Here is a 21317-nt window from a genome sequence, read left to right as displayed (position 1 = left end):
CGGCGGTGCACCGGACGGTGCGGCCGGGTTCCTTCCGGAACTCGGCCGCACTCTCGGATCTTTAGCTCAGGCCCTCGATGGTGGAGCGGACCTTGGTGATGATCTCGTCGGGGACGGGAGCGTAGTCGATCGTGGAGAGCAGCTTCTGGCCGTCCTCGGAGGCGATGTAGTTCAGGAACGCCTTGGTCGCCGGGAGGGTGTCGGCCTTGTTGCCCTTGTCGCAGACGATCTCGTAGGTGACCAGGGTCATCGGGTACGCGCCCTCGGCCTTGGTCTTGTAGTCGAGCTGCAGCGCCAGGTCCTTGCCGGTGCCGACGACCTTGGCGGCCGCGATGTCGGCGGTGGCGGACTCGGTGGACGGAGCGACCGGCTTGCTGGCACCCGTGTCGATCGAGACGGCCTTGATGCCGTCCGAGACGTAGGAGAGCTCGAAGTAGCCGATGGCGCCGGAGGTCTGCTTGACCTGCTGGGCCACACCCGCGGACTGCGGAGCGGACTGGCCGCCCTTGGCCTGCCAGGCCTTACCGCCGGAGTACTTCCAGTTGGACGGGGTGGCGGCGATGAGGTACTTGGTGAAGTTGTCCGTCGTACCCGACTCGTCCGAGCGGTGGAACGCCTGGATCTTCAGGTCGGGGAGCGTGGCGGACGGGTTCAGCTTCTTGATCGCCGCGTCGTTCCACTTGGTGATCTTGCTGTCGAAGATCTTCGCGATCGTCGGCGCGTCCAGAACCAGGTTGTCGACACCCGGGACGTTGTAGCCGAGGGCGATCGGGCCGCCGACCATCGGGAGGTCGATGCCCTGGCCGCCGGAGCAGACCTTCTTGGAGGCGGTGACCTCTTCGGGCTTGAGGGCGGAGTCGGAACCGGCGAAGGCGACCTGGCCCTGCGTGAAGGCGGTCACACCGGCGCCGGAGCCGGAGCCCTTGTAGTTGATCTGCACACCACAGGCCTGGGAGAAGTTCTTCACCCAGGCGTCGATCGCGTTCTTCTGCGCGGAGGAGCCGTCGGCGAGCAGCTGGCCCTTGGCGTCGTCACACTTGATGGAGCTGGCGTTCGAGGAGGCCGAGGCGGTGCTCGAACCGCTGCCGCCACCGTTGTCGTCCGAGCCGCACGCCGTCAGGGCCAGGGCGCCGGAGACAGCGACAGCACCGAGAGACAGGGCGCGCAGCCGGTTCTTGCGCTGAAGCTTCACTTTCGGGAGTTCCTTCCAGAGGCGCCACCTTCGGCGGCGTGCGAAGTAGATGGTGAGTGAGGGCCTCCTGACTGGGCATTTACGACCGCTCACCGCACCCGGTACGGCCGAAATTAGGCAGAACAGGTGAAGCGGCCGATGGCCATAGGTGAACGGAGGGTGAACCCCTGCCGTCGACCCGGTTAGGTCACGGAATGCTTACGGTGAGGGCACGTGCCGGTTCCAACGGGCGGGTTACGCGAACATTTCTTCGCTGTTCGCCATCGCAGTCGTTACGACGTCACAGCGTTCGTTACACCGCACGGGAACCCGTGTGCGACGGACGCCGTCTCGTCCCACGACAGCCGACGCGAAAGGCACGGGCATGGAACGGCGTTCCTTCATATCGGGCGGGGCGGTCGCCCTTGCGGCGACCGCACTGACGGGGTGCAGCTCCGGCGGCGCCACGGCCTCCCACACGACCGGCGCGCCACTCGCGACCACATCCTCTCGTACGGCGCTGAAGACCACCAGCGCAGCGGCCGCGGCCAACTGGACCGCCCTCGCCCACGCCCTGGACGGCACCCTGCTCCGCCCCGGCGACGCCTCCTGGACCACCGCCCACCAGCTCTACAACACCCGCTTCGACGGCCTGAAGCCGGCGGCGGTCGCCTACGTGGCCCACGCCGACGACATCCGCACCACCCTGTCGTACGCCCAGGCCCACGCCCTGAAGGTCTCGATCCGCAACGGCGGCCACTCCTACGCGGGCTACTCCTCCGGCGACGGCCGCCTCATCCTGGACGTCTCCAAGCTGAACCGCATCCGCGTCAGCGGCGGTACGGCGGTCGTCGGCGCCGGCTCCAAGCTGATCGACGTATACCGGGCCCTCGCGGCCAAGGGCGTGACCATACCCGCGGGCTCCTGCCCCACGGTCGGCGTCTCCGGCCTGGTGCTCGGCGGCGGCCACGGGGTCGCGTCCCGCGCATACGGCCTGACCTGCGACAGCCTCACCCAGGCGACGCTGATCACGGCGGACGGCACGCAGGTGGTGGCCAACGCGACGACGAACAAGGACCTCTTCTGGGCGCTGCGCGGCGCCGGTAACGGCAACTTCGGCGTCGTCACGGAGCTGCAGTTCCGGACCCACCCGACCCCGCAGGGGGTGACGGCGTACCTGACCTGGCCGTGGGCGAAGGCGGCGCAGGTGTTCAAGGCCTGGCAGGAGTGGGGCCCGTCCCAGCCGGACGAGATCTGGTCCTCCCTCCACCTGGAGAACTCGGGCAGCAGCCCCCGCGTCTCGGTCGCCTGCTTCTCGATGGGCACCTACGGCGAACTCCAGAACGCGGTGGACGCCCTCGCCCACAAGGCAGGCGCCAACGCCTCCTCCGTCTCGCTGCGCCGCCACGGCTACGAGGAGGCGATGGAGATCTACGCCGGCTGCTCCTCCTTCGCCACCGAGCCCCAGTGCCACCTGCCCGGTTCCACGCCCGGCCGCTCCCCCCAGGGCAAGCTCGGCCGCGAGACGTACACGGCCCGCTCCGACTTCTTCGACCGCTCGCTCTCCGCGGCCGGTATCCAGACGGCCCTGCGGCAGATCTCCGGCGTGCGGGGCGGCGCGGGCAGCATCGCGTTCACGGCGCTGGGCGGGGCGGTGAACAGGGTCTCGCCGACGGCGACGGCGTTCGTGCACCGCCGGTCGCGGATGCTGGCGCAGTACATCGTGTCCTGGGGTGCGGGGGCCTCCGGCAGCACCGGCCAGTCCTGGCTGAACGCGGCGCACACCGCCATGAAGCCGTACGCCTCCGGCGCGGCCTACCAGAACTACACGGACCCGACGCTCACGGACTGGAAGAAGGCGTACTACGGCGACGCCGTGACGAAGCTGACCAAGGTCAAGAAGCAGTACGACCCGAACCGGTTCTTCTCTTCCCCGCAGGGGTTGTAGAGGGGCGTCTTCGCCTGCGGGCGCGTGGGGGTTGCTCGCGCAGTTCCCCGCGCCCCTGAAAAACCCGGCTGCGGGCAGGCGCACGGGTGGGCGCAGCGGCACCCCGCCAACGCGGGCGAGTGAAACCCCCAGCCCTCAGCCCCGCCTACGCCGCCAGGTCACGTTCCTCGGACTCCACCGCCGTACGGCCCCCGGGCACCAGCCCCACCCCCGCGGACCGCCCCCGCACGACCCACCTCACCCGCGACGACCCCTCCACCGCCTTCATCACCGGCGTCAGCAGAGCCGTGGCCAGCGGCGAAAGGAGAAGCACGACCGCCGTACCCAGCGCGAACCCCCCGACCACGTCCGTCGGGTAGTGCACCCCCATGTACACCCGGCAGAACCCCTCCACCAGCGCCAGCCCTATCCCCGCCGCCCCGAACCTCCGGTTCGCGACGAACAGCCCGACCCCCAGCGCCATCGTGATGGTCGCGTGGTCGCTCACGAAGGAGTAGTCGGTCTTGCCGGAGACGAGGACGTCGATGCCCTGGTGGGTGAGGAACGGCCGGGGCCGCTCGACGAAACCGCGGATGGGAACGTTCACGAGGACGGCGATCGCGGCGGCGAGCGGTGCCCACACCAGCGCGGCCATGGTGGACGGCACGTCCTCGTCCCCCCGGCGCCGCACGGACCACCAGCACCACCCCACCAGCAGCACCATCGCGACCAGCAGCCCGTACTCCCCGACGAACTCCATGGCCCGGTCGAACCAGTGCGGCGCGTCCTTGGCCAGGCCGTTGATGTCGTAGAGCAGGTCGACGTCAGGGTTCGACCCGGATTCGGCGATTACAGCCATCGCGCTGCGGCCCCTTCGTCGTCGTTCCGGGACGCACCTGGTGTGCGTCGCTCGCTGCCACCCCCGTGGTCGGCTACGTCAACAGGAACGCACGGCCCACACCACTACGTTCCAGGTTCCACCGAATGATCACGCAGACGTTATCGAAGAGAGACACAAAGCCCCAGCTCAGGGGGTGGGTTATACGCTCCGTTCACACCGTGGTGGGGAGTGCTTTCGCGCCGTCCTCGGTGACCCGGGTGGCCCCGAAGTAGTCGGCCGAGTCGATGGGGTCGAACCGGATCACGGCCCCGGTGTAGGGCGCGTCGATCATGTATCCGCCGCCGACGTAGATCCCCACGTGGTGGATGGCGCGGGAGTTCGAGAGGTCGGTGGAGAAGAAGACGAGGTCGCCGGGGAGCAGCTCGTTGCGGGAGGGATGCGGTCCCGCGTTGTACTGGTCGTTGGCGACCCGGGGCAGCGTGATCCCGACACTGGCGTACGCCGCCTTGGTCAGCCCGGAGCAGTCGAAGCGGCCGTTGTCCGCCGCGGTGCCGTTGCCGCCCCAGAGGTAGGGGGTGCCGAGCTTGTTCTGCGCGTAGTTGATGGCCCCTGCGGCCTGCTTGGTCGGGGAGAGCCGGCTGACCGGCGCGGCGAAGCTGTCCTCCAGGGTGGTGATGGTCTTGACGTAGTTCTGGGTCTCCTTGTACGGCGGCACGCCCTTGTACTTGATGACCGCGTACGCCCCCGCGTTGTAGGCGGCGAGCATGTTCTCGGAGATGTTGCCGGGCACGTCCTTGACGTACGAGGCGAGCTCGCAGTCGTAGGAGGCGGCCGACGGAATCGCGTCGTCCGGGTCCCAGACGTCGCGGACCCCGTCCCCGTTCCCGTCGATGCCGTGGGTGGCCCAGGTCCCCGGGATGAACTGAGCTATCCCCTGCGCGGCCGCCGCGCTCTGCGCCCTCGGGTTGAACCCGCTCTCCTGGTAGAGCTGTGCGGCGAGCAGGGCGGGGTTGATGGCGGAGCAGAGGTTGCCCCACTTCTGCACGAGGGTGGAGTACGCGGCCGGCACGGCTCCCTTGGCCAGGGTCTTGCCGGCGCCGCCGACCCCGTTGAGGAGGTTGCCGGCGACGACGTACACACCGACGACGAGCAGCATGACGAAGCTCACGCCGAGCGCCGTCACCGCGCCACCGATCACCCATACTTTCCGCACGCCCCAACCCTCCCCCATGTCAGGGCTGTTCAACGCCATTTCGGCGGAGAGTGGCGCTATTTCACAGGAAGACGGCGCACATGACGCGCCCTCAGCCGGCCGGCTCAGTCACCCGTGGCGTCCTTGTACAGCTCGGCGGACTCCCGGCCGAGCGCCACGCTGTAGGAGACGTCGGGGGTCGACCCGCCCTGCTCGTGCCCGCCCAGCACCCCGACCACCTCGTGGTCCCCGTTCACCCAGGGGCTCCCACTGGTACCGCCCGTGAACTCCGGGCAGTCGATGCGCTGTTGGGTCGCGCTGTCCGGGACGGGCTTGTTGGTGCAGCTGACGGGCACCTCACGGGAGTCGGGGTACCCGGTGACGGTGACGGCGGTGGCGCCGGTGGCCACCCCGGCGGCGAACCGGTTGCTCCCGGTCACGTCCTCGACCCGCTTCCCGTCCCGCTCCGCCACGACGGCGAAGGCGACGTCACTGTCCTCGCTCTGCCCGTGGGCCCACCCGTCGGGCAGGTACCGCTTCCCGATCTTCCACACCCCGTACGGCGCCTGCCCGTCCCGGTACCCCGGCACGAACACCAGCCCGGTGGCCTCCCCCACCCCGTCGACGCAGTGCGCGGCGGTGACGATCAGGTCCCGCTGCGGGCTGTGCACGACGGAGGCGGTGCAGAAGTGGTTGCCGGACAGGCTCCCGGCCTTGTCGGCGCCGAACAGCGCCCCGACCCGCGCACTCGCCGGCGAGGCCCCCACCACCGCGGTCACCCCGAACGGCCCCGCCGCCTCGTCGGCGGCCGCGACGGAGGCCGAGGTGGCGGCCAGCACGACGACGACGCAGAGCGCGACGCGTCGCGAGGTGGCGTAGATGCGTGAGGTGCGCTTCATCGCGCCCACTGTCTCCCACAAAGGTGAGAAACGGTTCCCGACTTCACTGAGATTTTCCTGGGAACCGCCCTTGCGGCCGACCTTCACCGGGGTGGTATGACTCCGGTACGATGCCGGTATGACCACGAAGATCACCGTGTCGCTGTCCGACGTCTCCGCGGGCTACGTTCGTGCTCATGCCCCCGAGGGCAACGTCTCCGCGTACATAGACCGGCTCATCCGGCGCGAGATCACCCTGGACGCGGCGAAGCAGCTCGCCACCGCCGGTTACCGCCCGGATCTGGACGGCCAGGGCGACGCGTGGTGAACAAGGGGGACATCTGGCAGGTCAAGGGCGCCCAAGGCGACCGTGCCGTGTGCGTGGTCAGTCTCGACGGGCTCGACGAGACGTTCGGCGCCTGTCTCGCCATCGTCCTGCATCCGCCCGGGGCCTACCCGGACACCATCATGTCCGTGCACCTGAGCGCCCCCGTGGAGGCCGTCGCCGTGGCGCTCAACCTGACCCAGCTCAACACCGCACGCTTCGACGACGGTACGTACCTGGGAAACATCGGACCCGACGCCGTCGCACGCGTCGACGGAGCCCTTCGCGCGGTCCTCGATCTCTGAGGGCGCGCGGGCCCGCTCAGAACGTCGTCGTCATCCCCCCGTCCACCGCGATCGTCTGCCCCGTGATGAACGACGCCGCGTCGCTCGCCAGGAAGACGACGATGCCCGCGATCTCGGCCGGGCGGCCCCAGCGCCCCAGTGCGGTGCGGGTCCGCAGCCACCTGCCCCACTCCGGGTCCTCGGCCGGCTCCGCGTTGACGTCCGTGGCGAAGGTGCCCGGGGCCACCGAGTTGACCGTGGTGCCGCTGGGGCCCAGGTCGGCGGCGAGGGCCCGGGTCAGGCCGTCGAGGCCCGCCTTCGCCGTGGCGTAGGCGACGTCGCCGATGCGGCCGAGCTGGCCGACGACGGACGAGACGTTGATGATGCGGCCCGCGGTGCCCCGGGCGGCGAGCCCCCGGGCGACCGTCTGGCTCAGCGCGTACGCCGACGTCAGGTGGACGTCCAGCAGCGCGGACAGCTCGTCCGGCGCCATCTCCTCGACGCCCCTGCGGTCCCGGTGGCCCACGTTGTTGACAAGGATGTCGATCGCGCCGAGGGCGGTCACCGCCTCCTCGGCCGCCTCGCGGTCGGTGACGTCGAAGGCGGCGCCGGTGACGTCCAGGCCGCCGTCCTCGCGCAGGCCCGCCGCCACCTCCTCCAGCGTGGCCGCGTCCCGGCCGTTGAGGACCACCCGCGCACCGGCGCCCGCCAGTCCCCGCGCCATCTCCAGGCCCAGCCCCCGCACGGAGCCGGTCACCAGGGCCGTCCGCCCGCCGAGCGAGAAGTCCACGGCGCCGCCGCTCATCCGGCCACCTCCCGGAGAACCGTCGTACCCGTCGTATCCGTCGTGTCCGCTCACCGTATCCGGGTGCCGTGGCGGGCCGGCCGGGTGTCCGGCAACTGGGCGGTCACCGGGCCGGACCGGCGGTCACGCGGCCTCGACGCCGAGCGGCCACCGCACCCCCGTGAGCTCCTCCGACAGCGTCCACAGCCTGCGGGCCGCCGCCGGATCGCTCGCCGCCGCGCTGCGGGCGACCAGGGCCGGCGCGCCCCGCATCTCGCCCAGGCCGTCGGGGCCGACGTAACTGGCGCCCGGCAGGTCCTGGGTCGCCGCGTACAGCGTGGGGAGGGTGCCCGCGCGGTCGTCCTGGGCGAAGACGCGGTTGCCGAGCCGCATGCCCAGGCGGGCCAGCGGGCTGGCGTGGTGGCTCTGGAGGTTGGTGGCCGCGTAGCCGGGGTGGGCCGCGAGGGCGCGGACGTGCGAGCCGGCCTCCGTCAGGCGGCGCTGGAGTTCCAGCACGAACAACAGGTTCGCCAGCTTGGACTGGGCGTAGGCGCGGGTCGGGCTGTACGCGCCCTCCAGGTTCACGTTCTCGAAGTGGATCACTCCGTCGCCGCCCCGGTGCAGGCCCGAGGAGACGGTGACCACGCGGTCCGTGACGTGCGGCAGCAGCAGGTTCGTCAGCGCGAAGTGGCCCAGGTGGTTGGTGCCGAACTGCATCTCGAAGCCGTCCTTGGTGCGCAACTCCGGGAGCATCATCACGCCCGCGTTGTTGACCAGGAGGTCCAGCGACCGGTCCCAGCCCGCGGCGAACTCGCGTACCGAGGACAGGTCGGCCAGGTCCAGGCGGCGGACCTCGGTGCTGCCGTTCATCCGCGCCGCGGCCGCCCGCCCGCGCTCCGGGTCCCGTACCGCCAGCACCACATGCGCACCCGCCCGGGCCAGCGCGTCGGCGGCCGTGAAGCCGAGGCCGCTGTTGGCACCGGTGACCACGGCCGTACGGCCGGCGAGTCCGGGAAGGTCGGAAGCGTTCCATTTGTGATTCTTCTCAGCCATGGCCGTCAATGTAGGCGACGACAACAATGATGTCAACGTCAACAAAGATGGCGCCGACAACAAAGATGTCACCGCCTACAAAGCTGGCAACGACTACATCGGGTTACGATGGCGCTCATGCCGCCAAGCCGCCCCTACCACCACGGAGACCTGCGCGCCGCCCTGCTCACGAGCGCCGAGCGCACCCTGCGCGAGAAGGGCACCGCCGCACTGTCCCTGCGCGAACTGGCCCGCGACATCGGGGTGAGCCACGCCGCCCCCGGCCGGCACTTCAGGGACAAGCAGGCCCTGCTGGACGCGCTCACCCTCAACGGGTACGAGCGGCTGAACCAGACCCTGGCCGCGGCGGACCTCCCGGACGCCGCCCTCGAACCGCGCATGACCGCGCTCGCCCGCGCCTACGTGGACTTCGCCGTCGGCCACCCCGAGCTGCTGGAGCTGATGTACTCCCGCAAGCACGCCCCGGACGTCGGCACCGACCTGGCGGCCGCCGCGGAGCTCTCCCTGGGCTCCTTCGTCGCGCTGGTGGCCGACGCCCAGCGGCGCGGCGAGATCGTCGAGGGCGACCCGGAGACCGTCACCCTCACGGCCGCGGCCTGCATCCACGGCCTGGCCGCACTGGCCACCAACGGCACCCTCGCGCCGGACGCGGTGCTGGCCGGCCTGGACCAGCACGTGCACCTCATCCTGCACGGCCTCAAGCCCCGCTGATCCCGGGCCACTTGAGAGCTTCCGACGGCTCGGTACGCCCCGATCAACGCGCATTGAGCCCCGCCCGGAACAGGCTTCAGGTCAACCGAACCCCAACTTCCGGCCATCCGGGCCCCAATGATCAGTAAGTCCTTCCCGCGCTTCAGTAACGCGGAAGTCAGGATTCCGAAACCCATCTTGTTGTCGCGTACTCAACAAGGGGATGGTTCGTCGCGGGCCGCCGCCCCCACCGGCAACCACGCCGGTGGTCCCCCACCCGCAGGCCTCTGTCCCACCTCTCCCAGGAGGCTGTACGTTGCGTACGCCCACCCCCAACTCCCCCCACATACGCGGTAGATGGCGCCAGTTCGGTTCGGCAGCCGCCGCCACCGCCGCGCTCCTCGTGGCCGGCTTCGGCACCGCGGCCCACGCCAGCGCCGCCACCGCGACCGCCACCGCCACCGCGACCCACAAGGCCAGCGCCAAGGCCGTCGCCGCCCAGGTCGCCAAGGCCCACGTCCAGTACGAGAAGGCCGGCTGCGGCGCCACCCCGAAGACGGGCTTCGCCGCCTGCAACGCCCTCCGGGTCACCGGCGGCACCACCGCCTTCATGGAGAAGCAGGCCGCCCTCAAGGGCGTCACGCCGAAGACCGTCAAGCCGCACGCCGCCTCCGACTCCCCCACCGGATACGGCCCGAGCGACATCCAGTCCGCCTACGGCCTGACGGACGCCGCCGCCTCCAACGGCTCGGGCGAGACCGTCGCCATCGTCGACGCCTACGACGACCCGAACGCCGAGGAGGACCTCGCGACCTACCGGTCGTACTACGGCCTGTCGGACTGCACCACCGACAACGGCTGCTTCAAGAAGGTCTCCCAGACCGGCTCCACCACCTCCCTGCCCTCCGCCGACAGCGGCTGGGCCGGTGAGGAGTCGCTCGACCTCGACATGGTCAGCGCGACCTGCCCGAACTGCAACATCCTGCTCGTCGAGGCGAAGTCGGCCTCCGACGCCAACCTGGGCACCGCGGTGAACGAGGCCGTCAAGCTGGGCGCCAAGTTCGTGTCGAACAGCTACGGCGGCTCCGAGTCGTCCTCGGACACGTCGTACGACACCTCGTACTACAAGCACGCGGGCGTGGCCATCACCGCGAGCGCGGGTGACGAGGGCTACGGCGCCGAGTACCCGGCCGCCTCCCGGTACGTGACCGCCGTCGGCGGCACCGCCCTGAAGACCTCCTCCAACAGCCGCGGCTGGACCGAGTCGGTCTGGAAGACGTCGAGCACCGAGGGCACCGGTTCCGGCTGCTCCGCCTACGACGCCAAGCCCACCTGGCAGACCGACGCGAGCTGCTCCAAGCGCATGATCGCCGACGTCTCCGCGGTCGCCGACCCGGCCACCGGCGTCTCCGTCTACGACAGCTACGGCTCCGACGGCACCGGCTGGAACACCTACGGCGGCACCAGCGCCTCCTCGCCGCTGATCGCCTCGGTCTACGCCCTGGCCGGCACCCCGGGCAGCAGCGACTACCCGGCCGAGTACCCCTACGCCGCGGCCGGCACCTCCGCCCTCAACGACGTGACGAGCGGCAACAACGGCACCTGCTCCACCTCGTACTTCTGCACCGCCAAGTCGGGCTACGACGGCCCGACCGGCTGGGGCACCCCCGAGGGGACCGACGCCTTCACCGGCTGAGCCCTTCACCGCTTGACCTCCCCGTCGGGTCACGGGGAGCCGCCACCGTGAGGGGGACGTGGGGTCCCCTCGGCGGCAGGGAAAGAGAGACGGGCCACGGCATCCGGCCGTGGCCCGTTTTTCATGTCCCCGACGACCCCGGTTTCACGCCCTTTGCAACTCCCGTGTATCTCCTGTGCGTTGAGTCAAGCACCCGTCACCCGCAATCCAACGGGCAGCCATCGAAGGGTCACGCGAAGGCCCCGTTCGGCAATGCGGAAGTCAGGATTCCAGCAGCCTCTTGTTGTCGCGTACTCAACAAAGGATTCTCGTCGCGGGCCGCCGCCCTGCCGCCGGGGAACCCGTACCGACGGCAAACGCACCAGATCGCACCCGCACCGCCCCTGTTCCCACCCCAGTTCCGGAACTCAGGAGGCTGCACGTATGCGTTCCACTCCCCCCAACAGACCGTCCACCCGCGGTAACTTGCGCCGGATCGGCGCCGCAGCAACGGCCACGGCCGCGCTGGTCTTCACCGGCCTCGGCACCGCCGTCCAGGCCGACGCGGCACCCACCGCGTCCAGCACGGTGACCTACGTCTCGACCCCCTGTGCCACCCCCAAGCACACGGGCGACCTCACCTGCAAGTCCTACCGCGTCACCGGAGGCCTCACCGCCTTCCAGAAGCAGCAGGCCGCAAGGACCGGCATCACCCCCAAGGCCGCCGACGCCTCCACCCCCTCCGGCTACAGCCCGACCAACCTCCGGTCGGCCTACGGCCTGACCTCCGCCGCCGCCTCCAACGGCTCCGGCGAGACCATCGCGATCGTCGACGCGTACAACGACCCGAACGCCGAGTCCGACCTCGCCACCTACCGCTCGTACTACGGCCTCTCGGCCTGCACGACGGCCAACGGCTGCTTCAAGAAGGTCAGCCAGACCGGCTCGACGACCTCGCTGCCCTCCTCCGACGCCGGCTGGTCCGAGGAGATCTCCCTCGACCTCGACATGGCCTCCGCGATCTGCCCGCTGTGCAACATCACCCTCGTCGAGGCCACCAGCGCCAGCTACGCCAACCTCGGCACCGCGGAGAACGAGGCCGTCGCCCTCGGCGCCAAGTTCGTCTCCAACAGCTACGGCGGCTCCGAGTCCTCCTCCCAGACCACGTACGACACCTCGTACTACAACCACGCCGGTGTCGCCATCACCGTCTCCTCCGGTGACAGCGCCTACGGCGCCGAGTACCCGGCGACCTCCCGGTACGTCACCGCGGTCGGCGGCACCAAGCTGTCCACCTCCTCCACCACCCGCGGCTGGACCGAGACCGTCTGGAAGACGTCCAGCACCGAGGGCACCGGCTCCGGCTGCTCCTCCTACGACGCCAAGCCCAGCTGGCAGACCGACACCGGCTGCACCAAGCGCATGGAGTCCGACGTCTCCGCCGTCGCCGACCCCGCCACCGGCGTCTCCGTCTACGACTCCTACGGCGTCACCGCCGGCTGGTACACCTTCGGCGGCACCAGCGTCTCCGCGCCGATCATCGCCGGCGTCTACGCCCTCGCCGGCACCCCGGCCAGCGGCACCTACCCCGCGCAGTACCCGTACGACTACGCGGGCACCTCGTCCCTCAACGACGTGACGAGCGGCAACAACGGCTCCTGCTCCACCTCGTACTTCTGCACCGCGGGCACCGGTTACGACGGCCCGACCGGCTGGGGCACCCCCGAGGGCATCAGCGCCTTCGCCAACTAGTACCGGCTACTCCCCCGACGGGTCGCGGCAACCAGCCGCGGCCCGTTCGTCATGAGAACATCGGGACGGTGACGTTCACCCGACTGGCCGTCAAAAACCCCGCCAGGTCGTAAAAGGGCACAACGACGGAACTACACCACAGGTTCCGCCCAGGCCTCATTGCCCGGCGTGACCTGCCGTGATACACAGAGTGACCGTACGATCCCTTCGTACGAAACCCGCCAATCAATGACGTCAAGTCGACATACTCCGGCGGCGTTGTCGGCGAGAATGATGCGTGACCTCTGCACCGGGCAGGGGCGGACAGAACTACCCACCAGGGGCGGTGACTTACATGTTCCTTGCAGCCGACAAGGGTGACATCAACACCATCATCGGCGGAATCGCTCCGGACTGGGGCCCCTTCGGCAGCCTGGGCAACGAAGCGAAGACGATGATCCAGGTGGTCATGGCCGTCGCCATCCTGCTCTGCCTCGGCATCGCCGTCTGGGGTGCCGCCAAACAGCGCATCGGCGCCACGGCCCTCCGCGACACCTTCAGTGCCGAACAGGGCAAGGGCCTCATCATCGCCGGACTGACCGGAGTCTTCATCATCGGCTCACTCGGCACCCTGTTCACCATCGTGTACGGCATGGCCGTCTAGCCGACCTGAGCCTCCCTTTCCCCCGCTCCGAGGTTGCGTTTCCCTGATGTCGAGTCACCACACCGCGCCCGCGCGGGAACCAGCACGGCTACCGTCGTACTGCTACGCGTTCCGGTACGACGTGGAGGGGGAGTACCCGGCATGAGCCTCGGAGACGAGCCCGGTTACCCGGAGACCGGCCACACCCGCACCCGCCTGCCCGAGGGCGACCCGTACGGCGGCGCCTCCCGCCGCGGCGGCCGGTCCTCCTCCCGGAGCCTGGTCACGGTCGTCGGCGTGGTCGTCCTCCTCATCGCGGCGATCGCCTTCGCGAACAGAGGCGACGGCAACGGCTCCTCGAACAGCGCCGGCACCGGCGGAAGCAGCAGCGGAAACCAGCCTGCGGCTTCGTCGACGTCGGCCAGCGGCACGAAACCCGTGGAGACGAAGAGCGGGGGCATCCCGAGCGGGTTCGCCCACGACACGCAGGGCGCCCAGAGCGCGGCGGCCAACTATGCCGTGACGCTGGGCTCGACGGGCATGTACAACAAAGAAGACCGGCACCGCATCGTCGACAGCCTCTACACCTCCACTGCGGCGACCAGACTCCAGAGCGCCATGGACGCGGCCTACTCGACGGACTTCCTCGGCAAACTGGGCCTCGACGCCAACGGCAACCCGCCGAAGGGCAGCACCTTCGTGTCCCGCACGGTCCCGGTAGGCACCGAGGTCACCTCGTCGAGCGACGGCGCGACCGTCGTCGCCGTCTGGTGCAACAGCCTGTCCGGCATCGCGGGCAACAGCTCCACCACCCCCGTGACCAGCAACTGGTTCACCGTCACCATGACGCTGAACTGGAGCGGTGGCGACTGGAAGATCCTCCAATCCAGCCAGACGTCCGGACCGGCCCCGGTCACCGGCGACGGCACTGTGTCCGGATCCGACGAGATCAGCAAGGCGGTCGAGGAGTTCGGAGGGTTCACCTATGCCCGATAGTCAGCACCGCGTACTCAAACTCACCGGCCTGGTGGTCACGGTACAGACGGCCGCCGTGCTGCTGGCCACGAACGCCTTCGCCGCGCCCTCACCCTCGCCGTCCCCCTCCAGCAGCGTGGACTGCTCCCTGATCGCTCCCCCGTCCCGGGGCATGTGCGACGGCAGCAAGAGCGGCGGTGGCAGTTCCACCACCAACCCCCTCACCTCCACCCTCGACCCCCTCTCCTCCCTCGGCCAGGGCTGCGCCAAGGCCGCCTCCTGGACCGTCGACAAGCTCAGCGGCGCCGTCAAGGAGACCGCGAACGTCGACTTCACCAACGAGAAGTTCCTCCAGCAGTACGCCGTCGTCTTCGCCGCGTCGACGGTCCTCACCCTGCTCCTGTGGCTGCTGGCCGTGGCCAAGCGCGCGGTACGAGGCGTCCCCCTCTCCACCGCCATCTCCGAGGCCATCGGCTTCCTCTGGCTCACCGTCCTGGCCTCCGCCTTCACCCCCCTGATCCTCTACACGGTCGTCTCCGCCACCGACGGCGTCACCGACGTCCTCGCCAGGACCACCGGCGACCAGACCGACACGTTCTTCGGCACCTTCTCCGGCGCCCTCAGCAAGGGCACCGACATAGGGGGCGGCCCGATCATGCTGATCGTCGTCTCCCTCGTCAGCATCCTCGCCGCCGGCGTCCTCTGGCTGGAGCTCGTCATCAGGGCCGCCCTGCTCTACGTCGGCGCCCTCCTCGGCACCGTCGTCTACGCCGGCCTCGTCGACAAGAACCTCTGGGGCCACGTCCGCCGCTGGGCCGGCATCATGATCGCCGTCATCCTCGTCAAGCCGGTCATCGTGATAGTGCTCGGCCTCGCCGGTGCCCTGTCCTCCGACGGCGGCCCGGACTCCTTCTCCGCGGTCGTCTCCGGCCTCGCCATCATCCTGCTCGCCATCTTCGCCAGCGCGATGATCTACCGCTTCGTCCCCGGCTTCGGCGACGAGATCGCGGCCGGCCGCAGCAACCGCATCATGCAGGGCGCCGAGGGCAAGGCTGCCGCCGTCATCAGCAGCCCCGCCAACCTGGTCGCCCAGGGCATCAGAACGCACAGCGCCCGCGCCGACAACAACGGCGGCGGGGGCGGCGGTTCCGGTGCCTCCGGTGCCCGCCCGGCCAACCCCGTCTCGGGCGGCGTCGCCGCGCACAGCACACGCACCCCGAACGGTGGTGGCGGCGGAACTGTCCCCTCCGCCGCACCCGCACCCCGGGCGCCCAGCCCGGCGAACACCCCGCACGCCAGCAACACCCGCAACAACAGCTCGGGAGGTGAAGGGCGTTGACGACAGAGTCCCACCTGTCCCATCCGATCACGCCCCGCCGTACGTATCTCATCGGCCGGGCCCGGCCGAACGCGATCATCGGCAGGAACCGTGAGTCCGGCGAGATCGTGCTCATCATCGCGGGCGCGTTCCTCGGCATGATGTGCGGGCTCCTCGTCCCGGTGCTCTCCCTGCGGATCGTGCTCCTGATGGGCTTCCCTCTGATCGCGCTGGCCGCGGTCTACGTGCCGTACAAGCGCCGCACCTTCTACAAGTGGTTCGAGATCAACCGCAGTTTCAAGCGGACCCTGCGCAACGGCACCGTCTACCGCTCCACCGCGTCCGAGGCCGGCACCCGCCTCGACGGCCGTGAGGTCGAGGTCGGCCCGCCGCCCGGCATCGGCCGCATCACCTGGCTCGCCGCGCCCTTCGGCCCCGACGAGATCGCCGTACTCCTGCACGCGGACCGCAAGACGGTGACCGCGGCCATCGAGATCGAGGGCCCCGGCGTCGGCCTGCGCGACTCCGAGGACCAGGAAGCCCTCGTCGACCGCTTCGGCACCCTCCTCAAGCACGTGGCCAACGGCGACGGCTTCGTCACCCGCCTGCAGATGCTGGCCCGCACCCTGCCCGCCGACCCCGACGCGCACGCCAAGGACGTCGCCCAGCGCGGCGACGACAAGTCGCCGGAGTGGCTGTCCCGCTCCTACGACCAGCTCCAGTCCATGGTCTCCACCAGCAGCGAGCAGCACCGCGCCTACCTCGTCGCGTGCATGCACTACTCCCGCGAACTGGCCGCCGAGGCCCAGGCGATGGCCCGCGCGACCCGCCCCCAGGCCGGCCGCAAGCTGGACCGCGACGCCGGACTCGCGGTCGTCATGGCCCGTGAACTGACGGACATCTGCTCCCGCCTCCAGGAGGCGGACATCCGCGTCCGCCAGCCCCTCGGCCAGGGCCGCCTCGCCTCGCTCATCCACTCCATGTACGACCCGGACCACCCCATCGACCACCTCCAGGCCATGACCCAGCGCAACGCCTGGCCGGCCGAACTGGACGCGATGGAGCCCACGTTCCTCCAGGCGAAGACCCGCGAGTCCAGCACCCGCGAGCCCTGGTGCCACGCCACGGCCTGGGTGAAGGAGTGGCCGATGACCCCCGTCGGCGTCAACTTCCTGGCCCCGCTGCTGGTCCACACCCCGGACGTCATCCGCACGGTCGCCGTCACCATGGACCTCGAACCCACCGAGGTCGCCATCGAGCGCATGCTCACCGAGAAGACCAACGACGAGGCGGAGGCGTCCCGCGCCGCCAAGATGAACCGCACCGTCGACCCCCGCGACATCGCCGCCCACAACCGCCTCGACCAGCGCGGCGAGGACCTGGCCAGCGGCGCGGCCGGCGTCAACCTGGTCGGCTACATCACGGTCTCCTCCCGTACCCCGGAGGCCCTCAACCGCGACAAGCGCACGATAAGGGCGTCCGCCGGAAAGTCGTACCTGAAACTGGAGTGGTGCGACCGCGAGCACCACCGCGCCTTCGTGAACACACTGCCCTTCGCCACCGGAATCCGAAGGTAGAGGCTGATGCGCTGATGAGGGACCCGCTGTCCGTCCTCACCGAAGCCTTCACGTCCTTCCTGTTCGGGAAGGTCGAGACGACCCGCTCCCCGGTCCGCACCTCCACCGGCCAGGCCCAGGCGGTCTACCTCCCCACGGCCGCCCCCGGCCTCGGCGACTCCGGCGTGATCATCGGCCGCGAGGTGTACTCCGGCAAGGGCTACATCTACGACCCCTTCCAGCTCTACGGCCAGCAGCTCCCCGCCCCGCACTGGCTGGTCCTCGGCGAGTCCGGCAACGGCAAGTCGGCCCTGGAGAAGACCTACGTCCTGCGCCAGCTCCGCTTCCGCGACCGCCAGGTCGTCGTCCTGGACGCGCAGGGCGAGGACGGCGTCGGCGAGTGGAACCTCATCGCGGAAGAGCTGGGGATAACGCCGATCCGGCTCGACCCGATGGCCGCCCTGGACCACGGCATCCGCCTCAACCCCCTGGACCCGGCGATCACCACCACCGGCCAGCTGGCGCTGCTGCGCACCATCATCGAGGTCGCGATGGGCCACGGCCTCGACGAACGCTCCGGCTTCGCCCTCAAGGTCGCCCACTCCTACGTCAACGAGTCGATCCTCGACCGCCAACCCGTCCTGACGGACATCGTCGAGCAGCTACGGCACCCCGAACCGGAGTCGGCCGAGGCGATGAACGTCGCCATAGACGACGTACGGGCCTGGGGCCTGGACGTCGCCCTGGTCCTGGACCGCCTGGTCGACGGTGACCTGCGCGGCATGTTCGACGGCCCGACCACGGTCGGCATCGACCTGGACGCCCCGCTGATCGTCTTCGACCTCTCCCACATCGACCGCAACTCCATCGCCATGCCCATCCTGATGGCGATCGTCGGCGTGTGGCTGGAGCACACCTGGATCCGCCCCGACCGCAAGAAGCGCATCTTCCTGGTCGAGGAGGCCTGGCACATCATCGCCAGCCCGTTCGTGGCCCAGCTGTTCCAACGCCTCCTGAAGTTCGGCCGCCGCCTCGGCCTGTCCTTCGTGGCGGTCGTCCACCACCTGTCCGACGTCGTGGACGGCGCGGCGGCCAAGGAGGCGGCGGCGATCCTGAAGATGGCGTCGACAAGGACGGTCTACGCCCAGAAGGCCGACGAGGCACGGTCGACGGGCCGGGTGCTGGGCCTGCCGAGGTGGGCCGTGGAGATCATCCCCACCCTCACCCCGGGCATCGCGGTCTGGGACGTCAACGGCAACGTCCAGGTCGTCAAACACCTGGTCACCGAGACGGAACGCCCGCTCGTCTTCACGGACCGCGCGATGACCGAGTCCTCCAGCGACGTACTGAACCCGGACGACGCCCTCATCGCCGCCGAACTGGAAGCGGAACAACGGGCCGCGGCCTTCGTGGAGCAGCACCTCGGCGACTCCGAGTCGACGGTGGCGTAGGGAGGCCGCTCGTGAGACCGGACCCTCGGCAGGAACGCGACCAGCAGGGCGGCGGGATCCCCGACGGCCTGCTGGTCGGCATACTCGGGTTCCTGCTCGGCATCACGATCATGGTGTGGACGGCGACGGGACTGGCGGCCTGGTTCGCCCACGGCAGCTGGCCGTCGACCGTCAACCTGTCCCACACCCCGCTCGCGATGCGCCACCTCATCGGCTCCCCGCACGACGTCCCGGGCGCCTGGCCGGACACACCGGCGGCCCAGCTGGCCGGCTGGGGACTGTTCTGGGGCCTGTTCATCGGCCAGTTGATGGTCCTGGTCGTCCTCACCGTGTTCGTACTGGGGACGGTCGCCCGATGGCGGGCCGGCCGGAGAAGACGCGCGGCGACGGCGAGGACCGGACGCGCCACCGCGGTCCCGGATCCCCGCACCGAACCGGAAGGAGTCCAGGAGGCCCACCAGCCGGCCTTCCAGGAAGCCCTCCCCGCGCCGGTGGTCCCTGCGCCCCCCGCAGCGCCGGAACGCCCCCTGGCGGACATCGGCCCCGCCCCCGCCAACGGTGACCGGCCGGGCACCTGGACCAGGCTCCACGTCGCACCGCGGGAGAGCCGGCAGACGACCGCGACCCAGGCGATCCGGGACGCGCTCGGCCCCGCCCTCGTCGTCACCTCGAACCCCGCCCTCTGGTCGGAGACGAAGGACGCCAGAGCCAAACTCGGTCCCGTACTCCTCTACGACCCGAACCACCTCTGCGACACCCCCGCCCGCTTCCACTGGTCCCCCACGGCCCACTGCGAGGACAAGCCCACCGCGATCCGGCGCGCCCAGGCCCTCCTCGCCCCGGTCCGGCCCACCGCGAAGATCGACCAGACCGTCACCGACACGGCCGAGACCCTCCTGCGCAGCTACCTGCACGCCGCCGCCCTGGAGAACCGCACGGTCCGGCACGTCCACCGCTGGGCCCAGGGCACCGGCGTCCAGGACGCCGTACGAACCCTCCGCACCCACCCGAAGGCCGCCCCGGGCGCCGCGGGCGAGCTGGAGGCCGCCCTCACCTCCCACCCCGAACGCCGGGACATCGCACAGGAGTTGACGGCCAGGGCGCTCGCCGCCCTCTTCACGGTCAACATCCGCGAGGCCTGCACACCCAACCGAACCGATGCCCTCGCCCTGGATTCCTTCGTCGCCGAAGGGGGCACGCTTTATGTGGTCGGTGAATCCATCGAGGACCCCAGGACCAACCCCGGCGCGATGCCCCTCCTGACGGCCCTCGTCTCCAGCGTGGTCGAGCACGGCCGGCGCATGGCCGAACGGTCATCCTCCGGTCGGCTCGACCCACCACTGACCCTGGTCCTGGACGACGTGGCGGCCGTGGCCCCGCTCCCCCAGCTCCCCGACCTCCTGGCCACCGGCACCGACCAGGGCCTGCCGGCCCTCGCCCTGCTCCGCTCCCACGAACAGGCCCGCTCCCGCTGGCCGCACCGGGAACTGCCGGTCTAGGCCGGCCACAGCAGAACGAACTCGAACTCCCGCTTGCCGCCGTCGGACTCCAGCTGCACGGTCACACCGCTCGGCACGAACCCGGCCTTCCGGTAGGCGCCCTGGGCCCGGGGATTGTCCTCGTGCACCAGCAGCCGCACCCGTTCGGCCCCTCGCTCCCTCGCCCACGTCACACCCGCGTCGAACAGCGCCTTGACCAGCCCGCTCCCCCGGTGTTCGGGCCGGACGAACACCCCCACCACATGCCCTTGCCGCCGCTCGACCGGGAGCCCGGCCCAGTCCACGGACCCGGCCTCCTCGATCAGCACGGTCACGGTCCCGGCCCACTCCCCGTCCGCCGCCTCGGCGACGAACTGCCGCGCACCACTCGGTTCCTCGGCCGAACGCGCCGCCCGCTCCCGGTAGAAGGAGTCCGGCCGTCCCAGGGCGTCGTCATAGGTCTCGAGAAACGCGATGTCCGCAACCGGATCCCGCAACGCGACAAGACGCAGCCGCTTAACGGCCTCCCACTCGTCGGCCCGTATCGCGCGAACCACGTAATCACCGCTGGTCGTAGCACTCATACGGCCACGCTAACGCCCATCGTCCAGCGCACTCACCTGGTTTGTCAGTGCCACGGTCTACGGTGGTCGCCATGACGACTCTCCCGAACCGCCCGAACACCGCCCTGCTGATCGTGGACGTGCAGAACGGGGTGGTGGACAGCTCCCACAACCGCGACGAAGTCGTCGCCAACATCAACATCCTGCTCGCCAGGGCCCGTTCCGAGGCCGTGCCGGTGGTCTGGATCCAGCACTCCAGCGACGAGCTGAAACCGGACAGCGCTCCGTGGCAGTACGTCCCGGAGCTGATCCGTGAAGCAGCCGAGCCCCTCGTCCACAAGCGCTACGGAGACTCCTTCGAGGACACCGAGCTGGAGTCCCTCCTCGCCGAGCGCGGCGTGGGCCGCGTGGTCGTCACCGGCGCCCAGACCGACGCCTGCATCCGCTCCACCCTGCACGGCGCGATGGTCCGCGGCTACGACGCGACACTGGTCGCCGACGCCCACACCACGGAGGACCTCACCGCGTACGGCGCGCCGGCCCCGGAGCAGGTCATCTCGCACACGAACCTCTACTGGAGCTGGCAGGAGGCCCCGGGCCGAAAAGGCGGCACGGTCGAGACGGCGGACGTCGCTTTCTGAGCCTCCCGGAAACGCAAAAGAGCCCCACACCGTGAGGTGTGGGGCTCTTTCCTAATATTTGTTCGGCGGTGTCCTACTCTCCCACAGGGTCCCCCCTGCAGTACCATCGGCGCTGTAAGGCTTAGCTTCCGGGTTCGGAAT

General features: G+C 70.1%; 20 protein-coding genes and 1 rRNA gene. 13 read left to right on the top strand and 8 right to left on the bottom strand.

The window, feature by feature from the left end; all coding sequences use genetic code 11:
* Positions 1-61 precede the first annotated feature (61 nt).
* Positions 62-1192: a phosphate ABC transporter substrate-binding protein PstS gene (gene pstS / locus ACIQVL_RS25330; protein ID WP_403476418.1), complete on the bottom strand. Its 1131-nt coding sequence runs from the start codon at positions 1190-1192 to the stop codon at positions 62-64.
* A gap of 364 nt (positions 1193-1556) precedes the next feature.
* Here pstS and ACIQVL_RS25325 point away from each other — a divergent pair, with 364 nt between their 5' ends.
* Complete coding sequence (locus tag ACIQVL_RS25325; RefSeq protein WP_403476417.1) at positions 1557-3119, top strand: FAD-dependent oxidoreductase; 1563 nt, start codon at positions 1557-1559, stop codon at positions 3117-3119.
* 145 nt (positions 3120-3264) lie between these two features.
* On the opposite strand, the gene ACIQVL_RS25320 is transcribed toward ACIQVL_RS25325, so the two are convergent.
* The 3 genes from ACIQVL_RS25320 to ACIQVL_RS25310 all read right to left on the bottom strand — a co-directional run bounded on the left by ACIQVL_RS25320 (position 3265) and on the right by ACIQVL_RS25310 (position 6030).
* Positions 3265-3957, bottom strand: coding sequence for a phosphatase PAP2 family protein (locus ACIQVL_RS25320; protein WP_403426312.1), 693 nt, complete (start codon positions 3955-3957; stop codon positions 3265-3267).
* Positions 3958-4150: 193 nt separating this feature from the next.
* The gene (locus tag ACIQVL_RS25315) at positions 4151-5170 is read right to left on the bottom strand and encodes an NlpC/P60 family protein (protein ID WP_403476619.1); all 1020 of its coding nucleotides are present in this window, start codon (positions 5168-5170) and stop codon (positions 4151-4153) included.
* An 86-nt stretch (positions 5171-5256) separates the two neighbouring features.
* Positions 5257-6030 (bottom strand): trypsin-like serine peptidase, encoded by a 774-nt coding sequence (locus ACIQVL_RS25310; protein ID WP_403476416.1) that lies wholly within the window; start codon positions 6028-6030, stop codon positions 5257-5259.
* A gap of 118 nt (positions 6031-6148) precedes the next feature.
* On the opposite strand from ACIQVL_RS25310, the gene ACIQVL_RS25305 reads away from it, so the two are divergent.
* Both ACIQVL_RS25305 and ACIQVL_RS25300 read left to right on the top strand, forming a co-directional pair.
* A complete protein-coding gene (locus ACIQVL_RS25305; protein WP_403426307.1) occupies positions 6149-6337 on the top strand; it encodes a toxin-antitoxin system HicB family antitoxin in 189 nt (62 codons plus the stop codon).
* The gene (locus tag ACIQVL_RS25300) at positions 6334-6639 is read left to right on the top strand and encodes a hypothetical protein (protein ID WP_403426306.1); all 306 of its coding nucleotides are present in this window, start codon (positions 6334-6336) and stop codon (positions 6637-6639) included. Before ACIQVL_RS25305 ends, ACIQVL_RS25300 begins: the two co-directional genes overlap by 4 nt.
* 16 nt (positions 6640-6655) lie before the next feature.
* Here ACIQVL_RS25300 and ACIQVL_RS25295 read toward each other — a convergent pair whose 3' ends face one another.
* Together ACIQVL_RS25295 and ACIQVL_RS25290 are read right to left on the bottom strand one after the other, a co-directional pair.
* On the bottom strand, positions 6656-7423 hold the full coding sequence (locus ACIQVL_RS25295; protein WP_403476415.1) for an SDR family oxidoreductase: 768 nt from the start codon (positions 7421-7423) through the stop codon (positions 6656-6658).
* A 123-nt stretch (positions 7424-7546) separates the two neighbouring features.
* The gene (locus ACIQVL_RS25290; protein WP_403476414.1) at positions 7547-8455 is read right to left on the bottom strand and encodes an oxidoreductase; all 909 of its coding nucleotides are present in this window, start codon (positions 8453-8455) and stop codon (positions 7547-7549) included.
* A 108-nt stretch (positions 8456-8563) separates the two neighbouring features.
* Between ACIQVL_RS25290 and ACIQVL_RS25285 the strand changes: the two genes are divergently transcribed.
* The 9 genes from ACIQVL_RS25285 (at position 8564) to ACIQVL_RS25245 (ending at position 19993) form a co-directional block, all read left to right on the top strand.
* Entirely contained in the window at positions 8564-9166 is a 603-nt protein-coding gene (locus ACIQVL_RS25285; protein ID WP_403476413.1) for a TetR/AcrR family transcriptional regulator, read from the top strand.
* Positions 9167-9461: 295 nt separating this feature from the next.
* Positions 9462-10841: a peptidase S8 gene (locus tag ACIQVL_RS25280; RefSeq protein ID WP_403476412.1), complete on the top strand. Its 1380-nt coding sequence runs from the start codon at positions 9462-9464 to the stop codon at positions 10839-10841.
* A 423-nt stretch (positions 10842-11264) separates the two neighbouring features.
* The gene (locus ACIQVL_RS25275; RefSeq protein ID WP_403476411.1) at positions 11265-12572 is read left to right on the top strand and encodes a peptidase S8; all 1308 of its coding nucleotides are present in this window, start codon (positions 11265-11267) and stop codon (positions 12570-12572) included.
* Between the two features lie 334 nt (positions 12573-12906).
* On the top strand, positions 12907-13215 hold the full coding sequence (locus ACIQVL_RS25270; protein WP_089101683.1) for a hypothetical protein: 309 nt from the start codon (positions 12907-12909) through the stop codon (positions 13213-13215).
* A gap of 141 nt (positions 13216-13356) precedes the next feature.
* The gene (locus tag ACIQVL_RS25265; protein WP_403476410.1) at positions 13357-14190 is read left to right on the top strand and encodes a hypothetical protein; all 834 of its coding nucleotides are present in this window, start codon (positions 13357-13359) and stop codon (positions 14188-14190) included.
* Positions 14180-15508: a hypothetical protein gene (locus tag ACIQVL_RS25260; protein ID WP_403426294.1), complete on the top strand. Its 1329-nt coding sequence runs from the start codon at positions 14180-14182 to the stop codon at positions 15506-15508. Before ACIQVL_RS25265 ends, ACIQVL_RS25260 begins: the two co-directional genes overlap by 11 nt.
* On the top strand, positions 15505-17064 hold the full coding sequence (locus tag ACIQVL_RS25255; protein WP_403426292.1) for an SCO6880 family protein: 1560 nt from the start codon (positions 15505-15507) through the stop codon (positions 17062-17064). The genes ACIQVL_RS25260 and ACIQVL_RS25255 overlap by 4 nt, the downstream gene beginning before the upstream one ends.
* A 14-nt stretch (positions 17065-17078) precedes the next feature.
* The gene (locus tag ACIQVL_RS25250) at positions 17079-18494 is read left to right on the top strand and encodes an ATP-binding protein (protein WP_403426291.1); all 1416 of its coding nucleotides are present in this window, start codon (positions 17079-17081) and stop codon (positions 18492-18494) included.
* Positions 18495-18505: 11 nt separating this feature from the next.
* A complete protein-coding gene (locus ACIQVL_RS25245; protein WP_403476409.1) occupies positions 18506-19993 on the top strand; it encodes a type VI secretion protein in 1488 nt (495 codons plus the stop codon).
* On the opposite strand, the gene ACIQVL_RS25240 is transcribed toward ACIQVL_RS25245, so the two are convergent.
* On the bottom strand, positions 19990-20556 hold the full coding sequence (locus tag ACIQVL_RS25240; RefSeq protein WP_403476408.1) for a GNAT family N-acetyltransferase: 567 nt from the start codon (positions 20554-20556) through the stop codon (positions 19990-19992). The two genes, ACIQVL_RS25245 and ACIQVL_RS25240, sit on opposite strands and share 4 nt — an antisense overlap.
* Positions 20557-20627: 71 nt before the next feature.
* Here ACIQVL_RS25240 and ACIQVL_RS25235 point away from each other — a divergent pair, with 71 nt between their 5' ends.
* The gene (locus ACIQVL_RS25235; RefSeq protein WP_403426283.1) at positions 20628-21176 is read left to right on the top strand and encodes an isochorismatase family protein; all 549 of its coding nucleotides are present in this window, start codon (positions 20628-20630) and stop codon (positions 21174-21176) included.
* A gap of 60 nt (positions 21177-21236) precedes the next feature.
* On the opposite strand, the gene rrf is transcribed toward ACIQVL_RS25235, so the two are convergent.
* Positions 21237-21317 (bottom strand): 5S ribosomal RNA (rrf, locus tag ACIQVL_RS25230); the annotation flags it as partial.

This window comes from Streptomyces sp. NPDC090499 (genome assembly GCF_044769305.1).
Lineage (GTDB): Bacteria > Actinomycetota > Actinomycetes > Streptomycetales > Streptomycetaceae > Streptomyces.
The sequence above is the reverse complement of the archived record's forward strand: the minus strand, read 5'-3'. Positions and strand labels throughout refer to the sequence as shown.

Bases quoted from the DNA above. Each gene is read 5' to 3' on its own strand.
- ACIQVL_RS25290 (WP_403476414.1), bottom strand. From the start codon at position 8,455: ATGGCTGAGAAGAATCACAAATGGAACGCTTCCGACCTTCCCGGACTC.
- ACIQVL_RS25285 (WP_403476413.1), top strand. From the start codon at position 8,564: ATGGCGCTCATGCCGCCAAGCCGCCCCTACCACCACGGAGACCTGCGC.
- ACIQVL_RS25305 (WP_403426307.1), top strand. From the start codon at position 6,149: ATGACCACGAAGATCACCGTGTCGCTGTCCGACGTCTCCGCGGGCTAC.
- ACIQVL_RS25260 (WP_403426294.1), top strand. From the start codon at position 14,180: ATGCCCGATAGTCAGCACCGCGTACTCAAACTCACCGGCCTGGTGGTC.
- ACIQVL_RS25315 (WP_403476619.1), bottom strand. From the start codon at position 5,170: ATGGGGGAGGGTTGGGGCGTGCGGAAAGTATGGGTGATCGGTGGCGCG.
- ACIQVL_RS25275 (WP_403476411.1), top strand. From the start codon at position 11,265: ATGCGTTCCACTCCCCCCAACAGACCGTCCACCCGCGGTAACTTGCGC.
- ACIQVL_RS25265 (WP_403476410.1), top strand. From the start codon at position 13,357: ATGAGCCTCGGAGACGAGCCCGGTTACCCGGAGACCGGCCACACCCGC.
- ACIQVL_RS25320 (WP_403426312.1), bottom strand. From the start codon at position 3,957: ATGGCTGTAATCGCCGAATCCGGGTCGAACCCTGACGTCGACCTGCTC.
- ACIQVL_RS25270 (WP_089101683.1), top strand. From the start codon at position 12,907: ATGTTCCTTGCAGCCGACAAGGGTGACATCAACACCATCATCGGCGGA.
- ACIQVL_RS25240 (WP_403476408.1), bottom strand. From the start codon at position 20,556: ATGAGTGCTACGACCAGCGGTGATTACGTGGTTCGCGCGATACGGGCC.
- ACIQVL_RS25250 (WP_403426291.1), top strand. From the start codon at position 17,079: ATGAGGGACCCGCTGTCCGTCCTCACCGAAGCCTTCACGTCCTTCCTG.
- ACIQVL_RS25295 (WP_403476415.1), bottom strand. From the start codon at position 7,423: ATGAGCGGCGGCGCCGTGGACTTCTCGCTCGGCGGGCGGACGGCCCTG.
- ACIQVL_RS25310 (WP_403476416.1), bottom strand. From the start codon at position 6,030: ATGAAGCGCACCTCACGCATCTACGCCACCTCGCGACGCGTCGCGCTC.
- ACIQVL_RS25235 (WP_403426283.1), top strand. From the start codon at position 20,628: ATGACGACTCTCCCGAACCGCCCGAACACCGCCCTGCTGATCGTGGAC.
- ACIQVL_RS25325 (WP_403476417.1), top strand. From the start codon at position 1,557: ATGGAACGGCGTTCCTTCATATCGGGCGGGGCGGTCGCCCTTGCGGCG.